At 57.2% G+C, this 16,534-nt stretch carries 19 protein-coding genes and 1 pseudogene; 11 read left to right on the top strand and 9 right to left on the bottom strand.

What is annotated here, in order from left to right:
• Positions 1 to 36 precede the first annotated feature (36 nt).
• The 5 genes from ABTV87_RS14330 to ABTV87_RS14310 all read left to right on the top strand — a co-directional run bounded on the left by ABTV87_RS14330 (position 37) and on the right by ABTV87_RS14310 (position 4,714).
• Positions 37 to 891, top strand: coding sequence for a hypothetical protein (locus ABTV87_RS14330; protein WP_433899810.1), 855 nt, complete (start codon positions 37 to 39; stop codon positions 889 to 891).
• Positions 892 to 903: 12 nt separating this feature from the next.
• Positions 904 to 3,132, top strand: a complete 2,229-nt coding sequence (locus tag ABTV87_RS14325; protein WP_433899809.1) for a lipase family protein — start codon at positions 904 to 906, stop codon at positions 3,130 to 3,132.
• 247 nt (positions 3,133 to 3,379) lie between these two features.
• Positions 3,380 to 3,568, top strand: a complete 189-nt coding sequence (locus tag ABTV87_RS14320; protein WP_433899808.1) for a hypothetical protein — start codon at positions 3,380 to 3,382, stop codon at positions 3,566 to 3,568.
• A gap of 59 nt (positions 3,569 to 3,627) precedes the next feature.
• The gene (locus ABTV87_RS14315) at positions 3,628 to 4,422 is read left to right on the top strand and encodes a hypothetical protein (protein WP_433899807.1); all 795 of its coding nucleotides are present in this window, start codon (positions 3,628 to 3,630) and stop codon (positions 4,420 to 4,422) included.
• Positions 4,423 to 4,444: 22 nt separating this feature from the next.
• Positions 4,445 to 4,714, top strand: a complete 270-nt coding sequence (locus tag ABTV87_RS14310) for a hypothetical protein (protein ID WP_433899806.1) — start codon at positions 4,445 to 4,447, stop codon at positions 4,712 to 4,714.
• A 198-nt stretch (positions 4,715 to 4,912) separates the two neighbouring features.
• On the opposite strand, the gene ABTV87_RS14305 is transcribed toward ABTV87_RS14310, so the two are convergent.
• Both ABTV87_RS14305 and ABTV87_RS14300 read right to left on the bottom strand, forming a co-directional pair.
• Positions 4,913 to 5,209, bottom strand: coding sequence for a hypothetical protein (locus ABTV87_RS14305; RefSeq protein WP_433899805.1), 297 nt, complete (start codon positions 5,207 to 5,209; stop codon positions 4,913 to 4,915).
• Between the two features lie 364 nt (positions 5,210 to 5,573).
• Positions 5,574 to 5,711: a hypothetical protein gene (locus ABTV87_RS14300; protein WP_433899804.1), complete on the bottom strand. Its 138-nt coding sequence runs from the start codon at positions 5,709 to 5,711 to the stop codon at positions 5,574 to 5,576.
• Between ABTV87_RS14300 and ABTV87_RS14295 the strand changes: the two genes are divergently transcribed.
• Together ABTV87_RS14295 and ABTV87_RS14290 are read left to right on the top strand one after the other, a co-directional pair.
• Complete coding sequence (locus tag ABTV87_RS14295; RefSeq protein WP_273903077.1) at positions 5,704 to 5,973, top strand: DUF2790 domain-containing protein; 270 nt, start codon at positions 5,704 to 5,706, stop codon at positions 5,971 to 5,973. The genes ABTV87_RS14300 and ABTV87_RS14295 overlap by 8 nt on opposite strands.
• Before the next feature lie 90 nt (positions 5,974 to 6,063).
• Positions 6,064 to 6,462, top strand: coding sequence for a hypothetical protein (locus tag ABTV87_RS14290; protein WP_163975128.1), 399 nt, complete (start codon positions 6,064 to 6,066; stop codon positions 6,460 to 6,462).
• Here ABTV87_RS14290 and ABTV87_RS14285 read toward each other — a convergent pair.
• The gene (locus ABTV87_RS14285; RefSeq protein ID WP_007957441.1) at positions 6,459 to 6,725 is read right to left on the bottom strand and encodes a DUF1652 domain-containing protein; all 267 of its coding nucleotides are present in this window, start codon (positions 6,723 to 6,725) and stop codon (positions 6,459 to 6,461) included. The genes ABTV87_RS14290 and ABTV87_RS14285 overlap by 4 nt on opposite strands.
• A 371-nt stretch (positions 6,726 to 7,096) precedes the next feature.
• Between ABTV87_RS14285 and eco the strand changes: the two genes are divergently transcribed.
• The gene (gene eco / locus ABTV87_RS14280) at positions 7,097 to 7,582 is read left to right on the top strand and encodes a serine protease inhibitor ecotin (RefSeq protein ID WP_258713557.1); all 486 of its coding nucleotides are present in this window, start codon (positions 7,097 to 7,099) and stop codon (positions 7,580 to 7,582) included.
• Between the two features lie 26 nt (positions 7,583 to 7,608).
• Here the strand turns inward: eco and ilvA are convergent.
• Positions 7,609 to 8,598: pseudogene (ilvA, locus tag ABTV87_RS14275) on the bottom strand (threonine ammonia-lyase, biosynthetic); the annotation flags it as partial.
• Between the two features lie 251 nt (positions 8,599 to 8,849).
• On the opposite strand from ilvA, the gene ABTV87_RS14270 reads away from it, so the two are divergent.
• Complete coding sequence (locus ABTV87_RS14270; RefSeq protein WP_085603881.1) at positions 8,850 to 9,188, top strand: DUF2834 domain-containing protein; 339 nt, start codon at positions 8,850 to 8,852, stop codon at positions 9,186 to 9,188.
• Here the strand turns inward: ABTV87_RS14270 and ABTV87_RS14265 are convergent.
• Both ABTV87_RS14265 and ABTV87_RS14260 read right to left on the bottom strand, forming a co-directional pair.
• Complete coding sequence (locus ABTV87_RS14265; protein ID WP_258713556.1) at positions 9,169 to 10,092, bottom strand: magnesium transporter CorA family protein; 924 nt, start codon at positions 10,090 to 10,092, stop codon at positions 9,169 to 9,171. The genes ABTV87_RS14270 and ABTV87_RS14265 overlap by 20 nt on opposite strands.
• A gap of 7 nt (positions 10,093 to 10,099) precedes the next feature.
• Positions 10,100 to 11,674: a RimK family protein gene (locus ABTV87_RS14260; RefSeq protein ID WP_258713555.1), complete on the bottom strand. Its 1,575-nt coding sequence runs from the start codon at positions 11,672 to 11,674 to the stop codon at positions 10,100 to 10,102.
• Positions 11,675 to 11,766: 92 nt separating this feature from the next.
• On the opposite strand from ABTV87_RS14260, the gene ABTV87_RS14255 reads away from it, so the two are divergent.
• Positions 11,767 to 12,870 carry a GNAT family N-acetyltransferase/peptidase C39 family protein gene (locus tag ABTV87_RS14255; RefSeq protein WP_258713554.1) on the top strand — a complete coding sequence of 368 codons (1,104 nt, stop codon included), beginning with the start codon at positions 11,767 to 11,769 and terminating at the stop codon, positions 12,868 to 12,870.
• 5 nt (positions 12,871 to 12,875) lie between these two features.
• Here ABTV87_RS14255 and ABTV87_RS14250 read toward each other — a convergent pair whose 3' ends face one another.
• Together ABTV87_RS14250 and ABTV87_RS14245 are read right to left on the bottom strand one after the other, a co-directional pair.
• Positions 12,876 to 14,021, bottom strand: coding sequence for a PQQ-dependent sugar dehydrogenase (locus ABTV87_RS14250; RefSeq protein WP_258713553.1), 1,146 nt, complete (start codon positions 14,019 to 14,021; stop codon positions 12,876 to 12,878).
• 50 nt (positions 14,022 to 14,071) lie between these two features.
• Positions 14,072 to 14,413, bottom strand: coding sequence for a hypothetical protein (locus ABTV87_RS14245; protein ID WP_085603893.1), 342 nt, complete (start codon positions 14,411 to 14,413; stop codon positions 14,072 to 14,074).
• Positions 14,414 to 14,607: 194 nt separating this feature from the next.
• Between ABTV87_RS14245 and ABTV87_RS14240 the strand changes: the two genes are divergently transcribed.
• Complete coding sequence (locus ABTV87_RS14240; RefSeq protein WP_258713552.1) at positions 14,608 to 15,468, top strand: Ku protein; 861 nt, start codon at positions 14,608 to 14,610, stop codon at positions 15,466 to 15,468.
• A 42-nt stretch (positions 15,469 to 15,510) separates the two neighbouring features.
• Here the strand turns inward: ABTV87_RS14240 and lpxO are convergent, their stop codons facing one another.
• Positions 15,511 to 16,410, bottom strand: a complete 900-nt coding sequence (gene lpxO, locus ABTV87_RS14235; protein ID WP_221535435.1) for a lipid A hydroxylase LpxO — start codon at positions 16,408 to 16,410, stop codon at positions 15,511 to 15,513.
• Positions 16,411 to 16,534 lie beyond the last annotated feature (124 nt).

The raw sequence follows: 16,534 nt of genomic DNA, 5'->3' as shown, positions 1-16,534 counted from the left end.
GAAAGCCATCCCAATGGGATTGGTTTGGAGTATCCAGTGAGCAGGATCTTTCTTCCATTCAGTACCAAATCATTAGCTTTGTGGATGCTGCCTTTGATTGGAGCTTGCAGCTCGGCCGGCCAGCTCGTTACGAGTACTGTTGACGGTGCATCCAGCTATTACGGAACCGACTCATTCACTCTCGTAGCGACGTCTCCTGCCAATTTCGGGCTGGTATCGAAAGCACAGTACGCACCCGAGGCAGGACAAACCTGCAAGGTTTATTCACCCGGACTAGGCGGCGAGGTCTCGCGACGGCATCAAAAAACCGACGAAATTCATATTAAGGATGTGGAGCAAACCGCCACTTTTAATATTCCCCTTAGTTACCATGTCGCCGGGTGCCGCATGGAGCTAAAGCGGGTAGAACTGTCAATCGAAGCACGCTATGGCCCTTCGTCTTTGGATATTGCTGGAGATGTGGGCGGAATATCCATCGTGAGCAACGCCTCACCTAGTCAAAATGACAGCGCAACAACTGCTAACTTCCGTGGTGTGTGCACTTGGATGTTTCAGCTCAGCGAAGCAAGAATCCAAAAAGATGGAATATCAAAGGTTCTTTCCTGCAGTGCGGCAAGCTCGGACTGGACAGTGCCGAGCGACTATATGGAGCGATCCAAGATTGGCGGCAGCATTCAAAAATCCAAGTTAAATAACAGCAAGGTGACTATTGATTTCCGCGTGGCGGGTGAAGAAGAACCCAGCATGGACAATCGGTGGGTTAAAACTGTAAAAGGCTGGAAACCCTGCCAAGGTACCGAAAAATCAAATCGCTGCCAGACACCTCCTTCCTTTAAATCATTCAAAATGAACGGCCGCGAGTGCACGGTTTATCCCGCTTGCAATGAATAAGGACATTCGCTAATGACGGAACCATATCTGTGTGACAAGAGAGTCTGCCCTGCAAGAGGCAGCTGGATTAGTTTCAGGTTCGTGGACGAATTTGGGGACGGAAAACCATATGCTGGCTTGGCCTACGAGCTGACTGACTCAGAGGGCGAGAAGACGGAAGGTAACCTTGACAGCGACGGTTATGCGAAAGTCAGTGACAACTACAAAGGGCCGGTTACGTTGTCATTAGCAAAGCCTTACGCTGGTGGGGACAAGTGGTATGAAGATCTTGCTGACCGAAAAAATTACCGACTTCCACTGACCGACTTTCAAGTCGCCGCTGAACAAACCTTGCATCGCCCAATCGGTAGTGCAGCAAAGAGCGGTGCATATAGAGCCTCGTCAGAGAAGGCCGAATTTTATAATGTTGAAGTACGACAGTTTGTTAAATACTCTCGCCATCTTCCAACCGCAGCAAAGCTATCCAAACCTGTCCCCTATGGCTGGACGAAACTTGCATGTGATTTTGGCAAAAATAAAGTACCGGACTATGGAACAGCTTTACTCCCGGACAAACATTACGTACTTGAGGTGCGTGCGTTACGCGCATATAGACCACTGATCTCACTTTCACCGAAATTCAGCGCAATCAACCTTTATCACATGTCGCTCTTCGCGACGCTGAGTTACGCACCTTTCGGACAGTTTCCGTTAGATCCGAATGCACCGAAGGACCCGAAAGACGAAAAATCCAGAGAGCCTGGTGGGGAAATCAGCTTTCCAGTTGTCGGCAGTATCGGCCACGTGCTTCAAACCTGTCTGGCTTGCCATGAAGAACCTATGCGCTACGCGGACTCAAAAACGCCAAATTATCCAATCGTCGAAGATGTGCCGTATTCGAAACGTTTGGAGATCGTGCCGTACGATCCGAAAACCTACATCGCAGATGATGAGCAAGAAACGCCATCGCAGGTCCATTTTTTCAGCGATGAACGTCAAGGAATGACCGATTGGAAAAATACCGACACTCAAGCGTTCGCTACGCATGATGACCGTATGATTTTAATCGCAGTGCGCGGAACCGCCGAGAAATGGGATGCATGGCGAGACGGCGACGCAATGCAGGTCCCGGTCGAAGATGGCGTAGGAAAAGCTCACCAAGGTTTCCATGAGGGTTACGTCGCGGTAAAAAAATTCGCCATCAAATACCTCGACAGGTTTCGCACTGGTAACCAAAGAATCATGGTGTGCGGACATAGTCTCGGCGGGGCAATTGCACTCTTGCTGGCGGCCTGGATTCGTAACAACTATGACGAGAACGTGATTCTTTATACCTTCGGTGCTCCACGAGCGGGCGATGCGACATTCGTTGAAAGCGCCAAAGGGCTGATTCACCACCGAATTGTAAACAACAACGACCCTGTACCTAGCGTACCCGCTGGCTGGATGGACACCAAAAAAGCCGTGTGGATCACAGGTGTTGCTGCAACAGTTACTGGCGGCGTGGCACCAGTTGTTGGAGGCCTTGTTTTTGGGGCGGGGTTAAGCCGCTTCGGTGGAGAACCCTATCGACATCAGGGCGAACAACGTTACTTCATGCCGTTGAGACTGCCGGGCAACCAAGTGTCTTCGATTTTGTGGACGCCGGGGTGCGAGGGCTACGAAGAGTCCGCGATGACTCAACTGTGTTACGCAAACCTCAAGAATAACGATACGCCGGATCGGAAGAGCTTGGCTGTCCAGGCGCTTAACGCTGGTGATCACACTATGCTGAGCGGCTACATTCCGGCGTGCTGGGCAACCCTGCGGCGTTGGCAAGATACGCAAACCAGCGGCGGAAATATTTTGACCGCGCGCGAAGCGGTTAACCTTCGCACTCAGTTGGAAAATTACCGTTCTGCTCTTGAACAATGGCAGCAGGCACAACGGGTCGAATTCCCAGGCCGAACGATTGAGGGCCGACCGCAGGATCGAGCCACTGCTACCCAAAGACGATCGACGATGTCCGATTTGCAATCTCGTCAAAAAGAGATCGACTTGGCTATTCGACACAATGAGAACGAAATGGTTGATATCAGCGAATCCTTGGCACGAATCGGATCGCTTGAATCAACACAGTTGAATATCGCCGACGTTTACGGCGACCGAGCCGACCTTCCCGAACTCAAGAAGCACGTTGAGCGTTGGGCGGCACACAAGGAAAACCAGGCCGTTGTCCGAATTGCTCAGATTCCTCAAGACGCAATGTCCAGCACAGCCTGACCCTGTCTAGCTCTGCACTCAGCCAGCCCCCACACTAATGTGCGAGGGCTGGTTAGTTTTTCGGAACAAAGAGCACTGACTAAGAGATGGCTTGAATCCGGCGCCTTGGCTGTAAGTCCCTACCCCGCCGGAACGAACCCGCGAAATCCTGCGTGCCAACCTGAAACGCTGGCTGCTGGTGTATCACGCCGAAACCGCTGCAAAAATTTCCGAAACCCGCCCCATCCTCGAATGGCTGGAAGAACAGATGGACCTGCTCGAAGCCTGGCAATGGAACACGCCGGAGCAACGGGAGTTCATGTTGACCCTGCACCTCGATCCCAGGAATGCCGAGGACCTGGCCTGGCAGCCCCTGCCGGGGGAAACGCCGGAGAAGCATTTCGAGCGGTGCGAACGGTTTTTCGCCGATCACAGCGACGACGCCGCACTGAATTGAATTCAAGACCTTGGGCGTCACTCGCTCGAAACGACCGCCACGGGACAAAGGACAATCAAATGCGTCAACGCAATGTTTTCAATGGGTTTGTTTGCAGCTTGATGATTGGGCTGGGTGCGATTGGGGCTACTGGTTGTTCGGTTGCTCAGCAGGACAGCTTTACGTTGGTGACGGAGCTTCCGCCGGGGTTTGAGATACTAGTTGAGGCGAAGTATGTTCCTCGGATGGGTGAGACGTGCAGTGTCCCTGTCAAGAAGGGACGTGAACATCCGGGTTACAAGTTCTTCGAACAGAAACACAGTGATAAGGCCCAAACTGCGAACTTTCAAGTTCCGTTGACCAGTATCGAAGGGGGATGCCCGCTCGTTTTGGATAATTTCGATTACGAAATTTATGCCAAATATGCCGCCGGCCGTTCTGACGTTGGAAGAGGCTACTCAGGAGTTGGATTTCAGGAAGGTACGGCTGACAAAGGAAGTCTTCCCTCTCCTCTGATGTTACAACGACAGTGTGAGTGGTTGTTTCGCACCGCTGGGCCGGATCGAAATATCGTTAAGATCTTAAAATGCGCTCCAGTGGACACAGCGGAACAAGTAAACGGCTCCGTTGCGAAGGGGCCTTTGCAACGCACGCAGTTGGCAGGAAAGACGTTGAACGTTTCTTTCTCAATGTCCAATGAGGAAAGGCCAGCTGTCGGAGACAACTGGGTGAAATTCCCCAATGGATGGAAAAGGTGCATGGGCAAGAGTCTCGAAGACCCCTATGCGTTCTGTCGCGGTAACACAACCGATTTCAAACCTTTCAAAATGCCGGGCGGACGCGATTGCACCATCTATCCGACGTGTACCGAATAGCTTGAAAGCCAAAGAGGCAGAGTTGAACAGTCCTTTCCAATCCGATCGCCGAGCCGCCATGCAACAGGCAAGCGTATTGAGAGCGGAGATTGGCCGACTGGATACTTCTCGCCAGCGTCTTCATACCCTGAACTATCTCAAGCTCACGCCTGAAGACATCTATGGTTCTGCGACTCAGGCACCGGAGCATGACGAGAACCTGCAACGCTGGCTGGCGAAGAAAGAGAACAATGTCGAGGTTCGACTCGCGATGATTCCCCAGGCGGGCAGTGCCCAGCTAAGGACTGCGTAATTTCGGTAGGAGCGCATGGGGAAAGCCTGAAAGCCCCCTATGCATTCTGTCGGGACAACACCACCGGCTTCAAACCCTTCAAAATGTCAGACGGCCAAGACTGCACCATCTACCCCGGCGCACAAAATAAGCTGATTCCAGCCAGCCCAATGACCAAGGGGAGTCCAGACGGACTCCCCTTTTTACTTTTGCGTTCCGTTAAACCGACGCCTGACAGTTCAACATCCGTTGCTGCGCAACCTGCAGCAAATCACTGCCATCCTGCGTCAGCAGATACAGCGCATGGGTGATGTGGGGAATGTCCTGGACATCGGCGTGTTTGAAGCACAGGCAGTGCAAGGTTTCGAGCAGGTCGCTGGCGGCGCGGATGCGTTGCACAGCGGCTTCGAAGAGATCTTTTGGGTTGGCTTGGGTGTCGATGACCAGCGGAGCGCTGTCGGTGACGCCGCTGTTGAGTGGGAGGTAACGAGCGGAGCTTAATTTCAGGATTGGCATTGGAATTACTCAAGGCAGCTTGAAAGTAACCGCCAGCACCGTGACCAAACGATGGGGAGGCGGACTGTGAACAGGCTTGGTCAACCGAGAACCACCTGACTCGGCTCGCCCGAAGGCGACCCTGTACACAGCCGCCACAGCAATGCACTCCACGGACACGAATGTCCGTCGGGGCGAATAATGGCACACATGCACAGGTGATTACGTTAGGTGACCAAACCTAAGCCGCTGATTTTGCAGCGACGCCAAACCATAACCTCCCCACTCCAGCCCCCGAAAGCAGACAAGGCATCCACCCTTGTAGGAATCCGCCGAGACTCCCCCGCGAAACAATCCCCGCCCAGACAGCCGGCGTTCAGCCCGGTTAACCATCGCTTAACGCCGCGGTCAAAAACTCTACTGAACCGCACACCCTCAGCCCTTGGCTGACGCCCAGTGCGGCAGGTTTGGCTTGCAACAAGTTGAACTCAATTTCCGTCGCACCGGAGTCCATCATGAACATTCGTCCGTTCCTGCTCACCACCGCCCTCGCCTGCACCGCGTTTGCCGGGCTGGCCCAGGCCAATGATACGTCCGCCAATGCCAAGGCTGTGCCTTACGAATACGGCATGCCGCTGCACGTCAGCAAAGTGATCTCGATGACCGAGCCGCAGACGCAGCAATGCAAGGTCATTACCGCCGACATGAAGTACCTCGACAACGCCGGCAAGCCCGAGGAAATCAGTTACCGGAAAATGTCTGACGCCTGCAACTTCCAGAACTGACAGAAAGCTCTGATTTGCGGCTTTGCGGTAGGCGAGCACGGGTCTCGAAGAGTATGCTCGGGGCCCTCCTCACTGCCGCAAGGATTCGCCATGCAGTTGTCGTTTCGCACGTTGTCGACCCTCACCTTCTCCCTGTGTTTTCTGCTTTCCCTTGCATGGGGCCTGGCGCCACAGGTGTTGCTGGCGATCTGGAGCATTGAGTATTCGGAAGCAGCCGGATTCGTCGCACGGCGCAGCGCAGTGCTGTTTGCAGCGTTAGGAGTGATGTTTTATCTGGTGCGCAACGCGCCGGTGTCGATCGCGCGCAATGCGCTGAGCAACGGCTTTATCGTCGGCTGTTTTGGCCTGGCGGTGCTGGGGTTTGCTGAATGGCTCAACGGCCACGCCGGCCCCGGGATTCTGCTTGCGGTGCTGGTCGAGTTCGCGCTGGGCCTTGGCTTCTTGCAGGCCCGGCGCGTGACGGTCGAACTGGGTGAAACAGTCGGTTAGACGACTCGGGATCGCGGCACTGAATGAGTTGCCGAATGTTGCGCAAGATCCGAGCGCAACCCGGCGATCAGGCCGTTGATTTCGCGACAGCTGTTCAAGTGACTGGCATCGATGCCACTCACCAGCAGCTCAACCTGATCGGTTTGGTGATCGCCATACACCTTGACGGTCATCGACAGATCCGGGGACAGCGTGCACTGGCAGCGTTTTGGTAGAAAGCTGCTTTCTATGATGTTGCGGAGTTCCAAGGCAGACAGAAACATGGCGAAACCTCTCCTTACTGTGAGACTGCCAATCAAGTATTCACGTTGACCGTTGCCACGGCTTCCCACGGGTGTATCCCCGCTGAATCCCTGGGTGTGACAAGCGGCTGTACTGCGAAATGCCCATTGGAGTGTAGGCGCCCAGACTCGGTGCGCCGCACCAAATCAACGCATAAAACGTGCCTTTCATCGGGTCGCTTTCACCTCCTTGCAAATCAATGACTTGTGGAAAAGGGACGCCACTGGCCAGTTGCAAAATGCAAGATTCGATCGTGCAGGCACTGCAATTTGCATGCGGCTGGCAGTTTGCATTCATCGCCTGTGACAGTGAGAATGCCCGTCAACCAACGTACACCCGCCAGGAGGCTTCAATGGGAAATTTCACTGTTTACGCGACCGCCGGCCTGATGCTCGCCAGCCTGTCCACCCTCGCCCACGCCGCCAAACTTGAAGACACCGCGCCCTATCCGAAGGCCGAAGCGGGCTTCACGCGTCAGGTCATCCACCTGCCGCAACAAGCCCAGGAAGAAAACTTCAAAGTAGAAATCCTCGCTGGCAAGACCCTCGAAGTCGACTGCAACCGCCAGCGTCTGGGCGGCACCCTCGAAGAGAAAAACCTCGAAGGCTGGGGCTATCCGTTCTACCGACTGGAAAAAGTCAGCGGCCCGATGAGCACGCTGATGGCCTGCCCACCCGGCACCCCGAAAAAACGCGCGTTCGTACCGGTGATCGGTGACGGTTTCACCGTGCGCTACAACAGCAAGCTGCCGATCGTGATCTACGCACCGCAGGACGTCGAAGTGCGCTTCCGCATCTGGTCGGCTGCGGACAAGGTTGGCGTGGCCATTCCCGAATAATCTCAAGCCACAACGCCGCACGCCGCCGCTCGCTCGGCGACATGGCGCAGGCTGTCGAAGTTGATATTGGCGCCGGAATCGATGGCGATAAACGTCTGATTCCGTGCGCCGGTTTGCGCGACGTACTGTTTGATGCCTGCGACCGCCAATGCACCGGAAGGCTCGGTGATCGAGCGGGTATCGTCGTAGATATTCTTGATCGCCGCGCAGAGCTCATCGTTGCTGACGGTGATGACCTCATCCACGCAGAAGCGACAAACCGCGAACCCGTAGGCGCCGATCTGCGCCACCGCCACGCCATCGGCGAAAGTGCCCACATTGGGCAGCACCACTCGCTCATCTGCTTGCATGGCAGCCTTCAGGCAGGCCGAGTGCTCGGACTCGACACCGATGATCCGTACTTCAGGTCGCAGGTATTTCACATACGCCGCGATGCCGGCGATCAACCCGCCGCCGCCCACCGGGACGAAGATCGCATCCAGTGCGCCCTGGTGCTCGCGCAGGATTTCCATCGCGACCGTGCCTTGGCCAGCGATCACATCGGGATCGTCGAAAGGCGAAACGAACGTTCGCCCAGTCTGCTCAGCCAGTTGCAGCGCGTGAGCCAGGGCAAAGGGGAAGCTTTCGCCATGCAATAGCGCCTCGGCCCCACGACTGCTGACGCCCCGCACTTTCAACTCCGGGGTGGTTGCCGGCATGACAATGGTCGCGGCAATACCCAGTTCCCGCGCCGCCAGCGCTACGCCTTGCGCATGATTGCCCGCCGACGCCGTGATCACCCCGCGCGCCTTTTGCTCGTTGCTCAATTGCACCAGTTTGTTGTAGGCACCACGGATTTTGAAGGAGAACGTCGGTTGCAGGTCTTCGCGCTTAAGCAGGATCCGGTTGCCCAGCGCTTCGGACAGCGCCGGCGCCGGTTGCAGCGGCGTGCGCACCGCCAGTTCATACACCGGCGCGGCGAGGATCTTTTTCACGTACTGCTCAAGCAGGGCTTGCTGGGCGGGGCTGTAGCGCATGGTCGTCTCCTGACGTGTGATTCAGAACCCCGGAGACAGAAAGTAAAAACCCGCCTCTAGGGCGGGTTGGGTGCTGCAGTCGTGAGCTAGCCCGCCAAATGAGGAATGGCGGTAATAATGCTTGGCTGGCAGCGCAGTACGGTGAAAGTCATGGCCCCGAAATTAGCCCGGGCGGTGCTGGCAAGTCAATGGCGATTTTTGCGGCGGGTCTGTAGGCTGGCCTTTCGCTCATCTGCCCAAGGAAGGAATACCTGATGTCCATCGCCCTGCCCCTCACTGCATTGATTGCCTTCAGCGGCTACACCGTTTCCGTGATGCTGCAAGCCGAGCAATCGCTGATCGACTTCGGCATCAGCCTGATGTCGCGGCCCGACACAGCGCAAGTGGTGATCGACCTCTATCTGCTGGCAACACTGGCCGGCGTCTGGATGTACAAGGACGCGCGCAAGCGTGGGCAGTCGGGCTGGTCCGTGGTGCCGTATCTGTTGCTGACGGCGGTGTTTGTTTCAGTCGGGCCGCTTTTGTACCTGGTGATTCGGGGCCTGCAGGATCGCAAACGCCCGGCCCCGGTCATTTCGCCAGACGCCTGAGCCCGAACAGCATCCCCCCCGCCCCCAACAGCATCGCCGCCAGGAACAACGGGTACGACACCCACCACGGCGTGCCGGCGGTCATCATGCTGAATTCCGACATGCCGCCGATGCTCGCAATCAGGTTGAGCGGCAGAAACACCACGTTGATCAGCGTCAGTTTGCGCAGCAGGTTGTTCATGCTGTTGTTCATCAGGTTGCCCCGGGCGTCGATCAGCCCGGAGAAAACCGTCGAGTAGATTTCCGCCTGCTTGTAGCACTGGTTGTTTTCGATGATCAGGTCGTCGATCAGGCCGATCGCTTCGCTGCCGAAATGCTGTTTTTCCGCGTGATTGCGCAACCGCGTGAGCACCGCGCCGTTGCTGTGCAGGGCGTTGATGTAATAGATCAGGCTTTCGCTGAGGTTGAACATCTGCACCAGATGATGGTTTTGCATCGAGGCGTTGAATTTCTGCTGCAACTCCCGGGCGACCAGTTTGATCACCTTCAGGTGCCCGAGGTAGTGATGGATGTTGTTGAACAGCAGATCCAGCAACACATCCAGCGGAGTGTTCAGTGGCTGACGTGTGCCGACGCCGTGCAACGGCGTGTCGTCGGTGGCGATGACCAGCAACTGGCCCGGTGAGAACAGCAAACCGCAGGACGACACCTCGAAGGCCAGGCTGCCACCGCCGGAATAGTTTTCCGGGCGTTTCCAGATCAGAAACAAGTGATCGGGGTGAAACTCGATCCGCGACACCTCGTCCGGGTCGAGCGCCGAGGCCAGCGCGTGTTCATCGAGTTTGAAGTGACTGTGCAGCAAGTCGCGCTCGGCGGCGTCGGGGTCGCTGAACAGCATCACCTCGGCGTCCAGCCGCTCGACCCGCTGCAAGGCGCCGTGATTGAGTGCAAAGCTGTTGATCATCGGCCGGTCACCAGGCCTGGCCGCGACGTTTGAGTTCGAGGCGCCGCACGAACTCTTCCAGTACCAGCGAATACAGGTCGTCCTGCAGGTAGGCGTCTTCGATGCCGGCGTCGAGGTTCGGGTTGTCGTTGACCTCGATCACCACCACCTTGTCGCCGGCCTGTTTCAAATCGACACCGTAAAGTCCGTCGCCGATCAGGTTGGCGGTTTTCACCGCCAGTTCCACCACCGCACGCGGCGCCTCGTGGATCGCCAGCGTGCGGCATTCGCCGTTGACGTCCTGGCCTTTGGCCTTGTGGTTGTAGATCTGCCAATGGCCCTTGGACATGAAGTACTGGCAGGCAAAGATCGGTTTGCGGTTGAGCACGCCGATGCGCCAGTCGTACTCGGTGTAGAAAAACTCCTGAGCCAGCAGCAGCACCGAATGCTCGAACAGTTCGGCGGTGGCTTCCAGCAAGGCCTGCTGGCTCTCGACCTTGATCACGCCACGGGAGAAACAACCGTCGGGGATCTTCAGCACCAGCGGAAAACCGAGGCGCTCGCCGACCCGCTCGAAGTCTTCGGGTCGCTCCTTGTAGAGGATTTCCGTAGCCGGCATGCCCAGTTGATGGCTGTTGAGCAGGTCGGTGAGGTAGACCTTGTTCGTGCAGCGCAGGATCGACGTCGGGTCGTCCATCACCACCAGCCCTTCACTTTCGGCTTTCTTGGCGAAGCGGTAAGTGTGGTTGTCGACGCTGGTGGTCTCGCGGATCAGCAGGCCGTCGTACTCGGCCAGCCTTGCGTAGTCCTTGCGTTCGATCAGCTCGACATCGATGCCCATGCCCTTGCCGACCCGCACGAAGTTTTCCAGCGCGCGAGCGTTGGATGGCGGCAACGCCTCCTGCGGATCGTGCAGGATCGCCAGGTCATAACGCGCCACTTGCGGCGAACGCGGAACACGCCAGACCTTGCGACTGAAGCCGTCCAGCGCATTGGCGAACTGATCTTCCTGATCGTCGCGCAACTTGTGCAAGACGCCGGACTTTATACCTTCGATGTGCCAGCCGTTAGTTCTACGGAATTCAACTAACAGAATCGGACACGGGAACACTTCAAACAATTGCCGGGCCAGATCCTGCAATGGCTCAATATGGGTTCTGCCGAAATAAAGTGTCAGCGTAAAACCTTCGGTGTCGCTGTAGAGATGATGGCTGAGGGCTTTTTCCAGGGTTTTATCCAGGTCGTCCAGTGCCAGGCCATAAAGAGATTTTCGCGTCAGCTCGCTGATGGTGCGCACCGAAGGAATCACCTTGTGCCCCCGGGCTTCAGCCAACAGCGAGCAGTAATAGCCGTGGCCCAGGTACTTGTAGCTGCGGCACAGGTTGATCACCTGCACCCGTTTTCCCGGCTCGCTGTCGGGTGGTTGTTCGAGGTATTCCTGAGCCGTCAGGATGTCTTCGCTGGGGAAGTACGAGGCCCAGTCTTCCTTGCGTTCGACGATGATCAACACTTGACTGGAAGTTCTGATCTGCGGTTTTAAATAAGTTGCCGGTGGCAAACTTTGACTGGATACTTCGCGCCAATGACCCTGTACCGCTGACATAGAAATTGATCCGTTGGAGAACAAGACCTTTTCTATTAAGCACGAAGTTTTTCGAAAGTCCCGTTTCGTTACGCAACTTTTACGGTGGTCATATGAATGCTGTTTTTCGCCTGGCGGTCGTTGATGATTTGCCAGCGTTGCTCACGCTGGAAATGCACTGCTTCACCACGGACCGGCTCACCCGCCGCAGTTTCCAATGGATGATCACCCGGGCCCACGGGCAATTGTGGGTGGCCGAACGCGAGGGTCAACTGGCCGGGTATGCGCTGGTGCTGTTTCATCGCGGCACCTCGCTGGCCCGGTTGTATTCGATTGCGATTGCTCCCGAGGCGCGCGGCGGTGGTCTGGGCAAGCAATTGCTGCATCGGATCGAGGCCTGCGCGCTCGAGCACGACTGCGCCTACCTCCGGCTGGAAGTGCGCACAGACAATCCGGCCGCCATCGCCCTGTACGAGCGCAACGGTTACCGGCGCTTTGCGCTGATCCATGACTACTACGAGGATCACGCCGACGCGCTGCGTCTGGAGAAACGCATTCTCCAGCACCGCGACTCACGCAACATCAAGGTCCCCTATTACCGACAAACCACCGATTTCACCTGCGGCCCGGCCTGCTTGTTGATGGCCATGGGCGCATTGCAGGCCGATCGTTTGCTGGAGCGGCGCGAAGAGTTGCAGTTGTGGCGCGAGGCAACCACGGTGTTCATGACGGCCGGCCATGGCGGTTGCAGCCCCCAAGGCTTGGCGCTTGCGGCGTGGCGCCGGGGTTTTAAAGTGCGTTTGCAACTGAGCATGACCGGGCCGCTGTTTCTCGACGGCGTGCGCGATGCGCATAAAAAAGATGTCATGCGCCTGGTACACGACGAGTTCATGGCGCAACTGAACGACACAGACGTCGATCAGGTCATTGGCGTAATGCTGGACTTGCCCGCATTGCTGGCCAACGGTGGTCAACCCTTGGTGCTGATCAGCAGCTATCGCCTGACCCGGTCCAAGTCGCCGCACTGGGTGATCGTCACCGACTGCGATGAAGACTTCGTCTACCTGCACGACCCTGATGTCGATCACAGCCAGCATCGTCAGCCCATGGACTGCCAGCACGTGCCGGTCAGCCATGGGGAGTTCGAGAAGATGTGCCGCTTCGGTCGCGGCAAGTTGCGGGCAGCGGTGGTGCTTTACGCTCGCTCACCCGCATGAAGGCTTCATTTGAGTCCGATCTTGTACAGCGAGCCGTCGGACTCATCCGTCAGCACATACAGGTAACCGTCCGGCCCTTGGCGCACATCACGGATCCGCTGTTTCAGTTCGCCCAGCAAGCGTTCTTCATGCACCACCTTGTCGCCGTCGAACTGCAAACGGATCAGTTCCTGCGTAACCAGCGCTCCGATGAACACGTTGTGCTGCCAGGGTTTGAACCGATCGGCATCGTAGAACGCCATACCGGTGACACCCGGGGACTTTTCCCACACATGGTGCGGCCCGACCGTGCCTTCGGCGGTCTTGCCCTTGGCTTCCGGGATCGGTTGCATGGAGTAATTGATGCCGTGGGTCGCCAGCGGCCAGCCGTAATTTTTGCCGCGTTCGATGATGTTCACCTCGTCGCCACCGCGCGGGCCGTGCTCGTTTTCCCACACGGTTCCGGTCCACGGATTGAGCGCGGCGCCCTGGGGATTGCGGTGCCCGTAGGACCAGATCTCCGGGCGCACACCGGACTGGCCGACAAAGGGATTGTCATCGGGTACTTTGCCGTCGGGGTAGATCCGCACGACCTTGCCTTGCAGCTTGTCCAGATCCTGCGCGGTCGGGCGATCATTGTTTTCGCCCAGAGTGATGAACAGATAACCGTCCCGGTCGAACACCAGCCGCGAGCCGAAGTGGTTGCCGACCGACAGTTTCGGTTCCTGACGGAAAATCACGTTGAAGTCCTTCAGGGTTTTCAGGTCATCCGACAGACGCCCGCGCCCCACCGCCGTTCCGGCCTTGTCACCCGCTCCGCCGCCCTCGGCGTAGGACAGGTACACGAGACGATCCTGTTTGAAGTCCGGTGACAGCACCACGTCGAGCAATCCGCCCTGCCCCTTGGCCCAGACATCCGGCACACCGGTGATCGGCGCAGACAGTTTGCCGTCAGCGCCTACCACACGCAGGTTGCCGGGGCGTTCTGTCACCAGCATGCCCTGGCGATCCGGCAGGAACGCCAAGGCCCATGGATGCTCGAGGCCTTGGGTAATCGTCGTGACTTCAAGGGTGCCCTGCTCGCTTTGCAGCTCTTTGGGAGCGGCAGCGAACGCCGGGGCGGCGATCAGTGCACTGGCACACAGGCCGGCCAGAAGGGTTTTACGCAACATGCACGATTCCTTTTGTTCGTTTGAAGGGCTGACAGAAGCGGTTCTGCCATTCAACGGTTGCTCCCGCTGTCACGGGCTGGAGGATTGGGAATGAAGGTGGGTGGCGTGCTCGGGACCGAGCGCAGCGGCTGGCCATTGCCGATGCCGTGGTTTTCCAGGGTCGGCGGCCGAGGCACGGGCACCGTGTTCGGCCCGCGTACAGGCGGAGCGCTGGGCTGGGTGCCTTGCATGCTGTTGGGGTTCGCCCGGCGGATCGGGCTGTTGTAGGGGTTGTTGCTGTTGCCGGTCGGACTTTGTGCCAGCAACAACGATGAATGCGTGGTGGCGTCCTCGGCGTGAACCAGCCCGCCACTGAGGACCAGCAACGCAATGCCAAGCAGGAAACGGTTCATGAACGGCCTCTCTCGATGCACGTGGATTAGAGCCTTCGAGTCCACGCTACGCCCAGGGTTCGGATTTGTTAACCCGTCACCGCTAAACAAGATGTAACACGGCTTGACCTGCCGTTTACCGCCGCACCCCGCAAACAACGGAAACTTTTACGCCGGGCCACGGGTCACCCGAACATCACTCGGAGAACAGCACCATGGCTCGGGCAATCTGGAAAGGCGCAATCAGTTTCGGTCTGGTGCACATCCCCGTGGCGCTCGTTTCGGCGACCTCGTCCCAAGGCGTCGATTTCGACTGGCTCGACAGCCGCAGCATGGATCCGGTCGGCTATAAACGGGTCAACAAGGTCACCGGCAAGGAAGTCACCAAAGAGCACATCGTCAAAGGCGTGCAGTTCGAAAAAGGCCGCTATGTGGTGCTCAGCGAAGAAGAAATCCGTTCGGCGCACCCGGTATCGACTCAAACCATCGACATCTTCGCCTTCGTCGACAGCGAGCAAATTCCGTTGCAGAACATCGACACGCCCTATTACCTGGCCCCGGACAAGCGCGGTGGCAAGGTCTACGCCTTGCTGCGTGAAACCCTGAGCAAAACCCAGAAGGTCGCCCTCGCCCGTGTGGTTTTACACACGCGCCAATACCTGGCGGCGCTGATGCCTCTGGAATCGGCGCTGGTGCTGGTGAAGCTGCGCTGGCCGCAGGAAGTGCGCAGCCTCGACGAATTGGCGCTGGGCAGCGAAGTGACCAAGCCGCAGTTGGCCAAGGGTGAACTGGACATGGCCAAACGGCTGGTGGAAGACATGACGGCGGACTGGACGCCAGAGGATTACAGCGACGAGTTCGAAAACAAAATCATGGCGCTGGTGGACAAAAAGGCCCATGAAGGCAAGATCGAAGACGTTGAGACGGTTTCCGGTGAAGAAGAGCGTAAATCGGCCGATGTTATCGACCTGACCGAACTGCTCAAGCGCAGTCTCGGCGGGAAAGCCCCGGCCAAACCGGCGAAGAAGACCGCCAGCAAGACCACAGCGGCGAAAAAAACCAAAAAAGCGTCGTGAAAATGAAATCGGGCGACTGTCTTTCAACAGTCGCCCGACTCATCAGATCAGAATGAAGATCGCCAGCAGACCGCCGAAGATCGCCCACTTTTCCATGTAATAGAGTTTGCGATTGCGCTTTTTCAGTTCTTTGCCGCGCAGGCGAATCTTGTAGATTTTGGTAAACAAGCGGTTGATGCCACCGGTGCGGTCACCCGCATCGTTAGGCGCACCGGCCGCCGACATCACGTTGCGGCTGAACCAGCCGTTGAACGCCGCTGCCCAGCGATACTTCATCGGACGTTCAACGTCACAGAACAGGATGATGCGGTTCTGGTCGGTGGTGTTTTCCGCGTAATGAATGAAGGTCTCGTCGAACATCACCGCTTCGCCATCACGCCAGTGATAGTTCTCGCCATCGACGTTGATGTAGCAACCGGCGTCGTTCGGCGTTTCCAGGCCCAGGTGATAACGGTAGGAACCGGCGTATGGGTCGCGGTGACGCACCAGTTTCGAGCCCGGCGGCAATTCTGCAAACATCGCAGCCTTGATCGAGCCGATGCTCTGCACCAGTTCAGTGGTGCGCGGGCACAATTGCAGCGCCGACGGGTGGCTGTCGCCGTACCACTTCAGGTAGAAACGCTTCCAGCCAGTCTTGAAAAACGAGTTGAAACCGACGTCGTCGTACTGGTTGGAACGTTTGATTTCGCCGGCGCGCAGCAGGTTGCGGCCTTCCTCGCGGATTTCTTCCCAGTGCGCCTGCAACGGGCTCAGATCCGGAAAGTCCTTCGGATCCAGGTACGGCGTGTTGGGTTTTTTCGAGAACAGGTAAAGGAAGCAGTTGATCGGTGCCAGAAACGAAGAGTGATCGCTCAGTTGACGACCGATTTTGTGGCGCACACGACCGCGCAGGTGAACGTATGCAATGGAAATGACATATACAGCGGCAATGATGAGTTTCACGGAAATCGTCACACGTCAGAAGTGAACAAACTGCGCGCCTTTAGGGCTGTGGCCCAAGGTCTGTGGCAGTGGTCTGAAATCAAAAAGCGTCCCGGTGGCGCATCCTTGAGCCCATGCCGTACAA

This window comes from Pseudomonas sp. PSE1(2024), from assembly GCF_050990555.1.
GTDB classification, from domain to species: Bacteria; Pseudomonadota; Gammaproteobacteria; order Pseudomonadales; family Pseudomonadaceae; genus Aquipseudomonas; species Aquipseudomonas aphyarum.
This window is presented reverse-complemented; position numbering and strand designations above follow the sequence as displayed.

Coding starts and splice junctions, on each gene's coding strand:
- ABTV87_RS14325 (WP_433899809.1), top strand. CDS start 904: ATGACGGAACCATATCTGTGTGACAAGAGAGTCTGCCCTGCAAGAGGC.
- ABTV87_RS14320 (WP_433899808.1), top strand. CDS start 3,380: ATGGACCTGCTCGAAGCCTGGCAATGGAACACGCCGGAGCAACGGGAG.
- ABTV87_RS14315 (WP_433899807.1), top strand. CDS start 3,628: ATGCGTCAACGCAATGTTTTCAATGGGTTTGTTTGCAGCTTGATGATT.
- ABTV87_RS14305 (WP_433899805.1), bottom strand. CDS start 5,209: ATGCCAATCCTGAAATTAAGCTCCGCTCGTTACCTCCCACTCAACAGC.
- ABTV87_RS14295 (WP_273903077.1), top strand. CDS start 5,704: ATGAACATTCGTCCGTTCCTGCTCACCACCGCCCTCGCCTGCACCGCG.
- ABTV87_RS14300 (WP_433899804.1), bottom strand. CDS start 5,711: ATGTTCATGATGGACTCCGGTGCGACGGAAATTGAGTTCAACTTGTTG.
- ABTV87_RS14290 (WP_163975128.1), top strand. CDS start 6,064: ATGCAGTTGTCGTTTCGCACGTTGTCGACCCTCACCTTCTCCCTGTGT.
- ABTV87_RS14285 (WP_007957441.1), bottom strand. CDS start 6,725: ATGTTTCTGTCTGCCTTGGAACTCCGCAACATCATAGAAAGCAGCTTT.
- eco (WP_258713557.1), top strand. CDS start 7,097: ATGGGAAATTTCACTGTTTACGCGACCGCCGGCCTGATGCTCGCCAGC.
- ABTV87_RS14265 (WP_258713556.1), bottom strand. CDS start 10,092: ATGATCAACAGCTTTGCACTCAATCACGGCGCCTTGCAGCGGGTCGAG.
- ABTV87_RS14260 (WP_258713555.1), bottom strand. CDS start 11,674: ATGTCAGCGGTACAGGGTCATTGGCGCGAAGTATCCAGTCAAAGTTTG.
- ABTV87_RS14255 (WP_258713554.1), top strand. CDS start 11,767: ATGAATGCTGTTTTTCGCCTGGCGGTCGTTGATGATTTGCCAGCGTTG.
- ABTV87_RS14250 (WP_258713553.1), bottom strand. CDS start 14,021: ATGTTGCGTAAAACCCTTCTGGCCGGCCTGTGTGCCAGTGCACTGATC.
- ABTV87_RS14245 (WP_085603893.1), bottom strand. CDS start 14,413: ATGAACCGTTTCCTGCTTGGCATTGCGTTGCTGGTCCTCAGTGGCGGG.
- ABTV87_RS14240 (WP_258713552.1), top strand. CDS start 14,608: ATGGCTCGGGCAATCTGGAAAGGCGCAATCAGTTTCGGTCTGGTGCAC.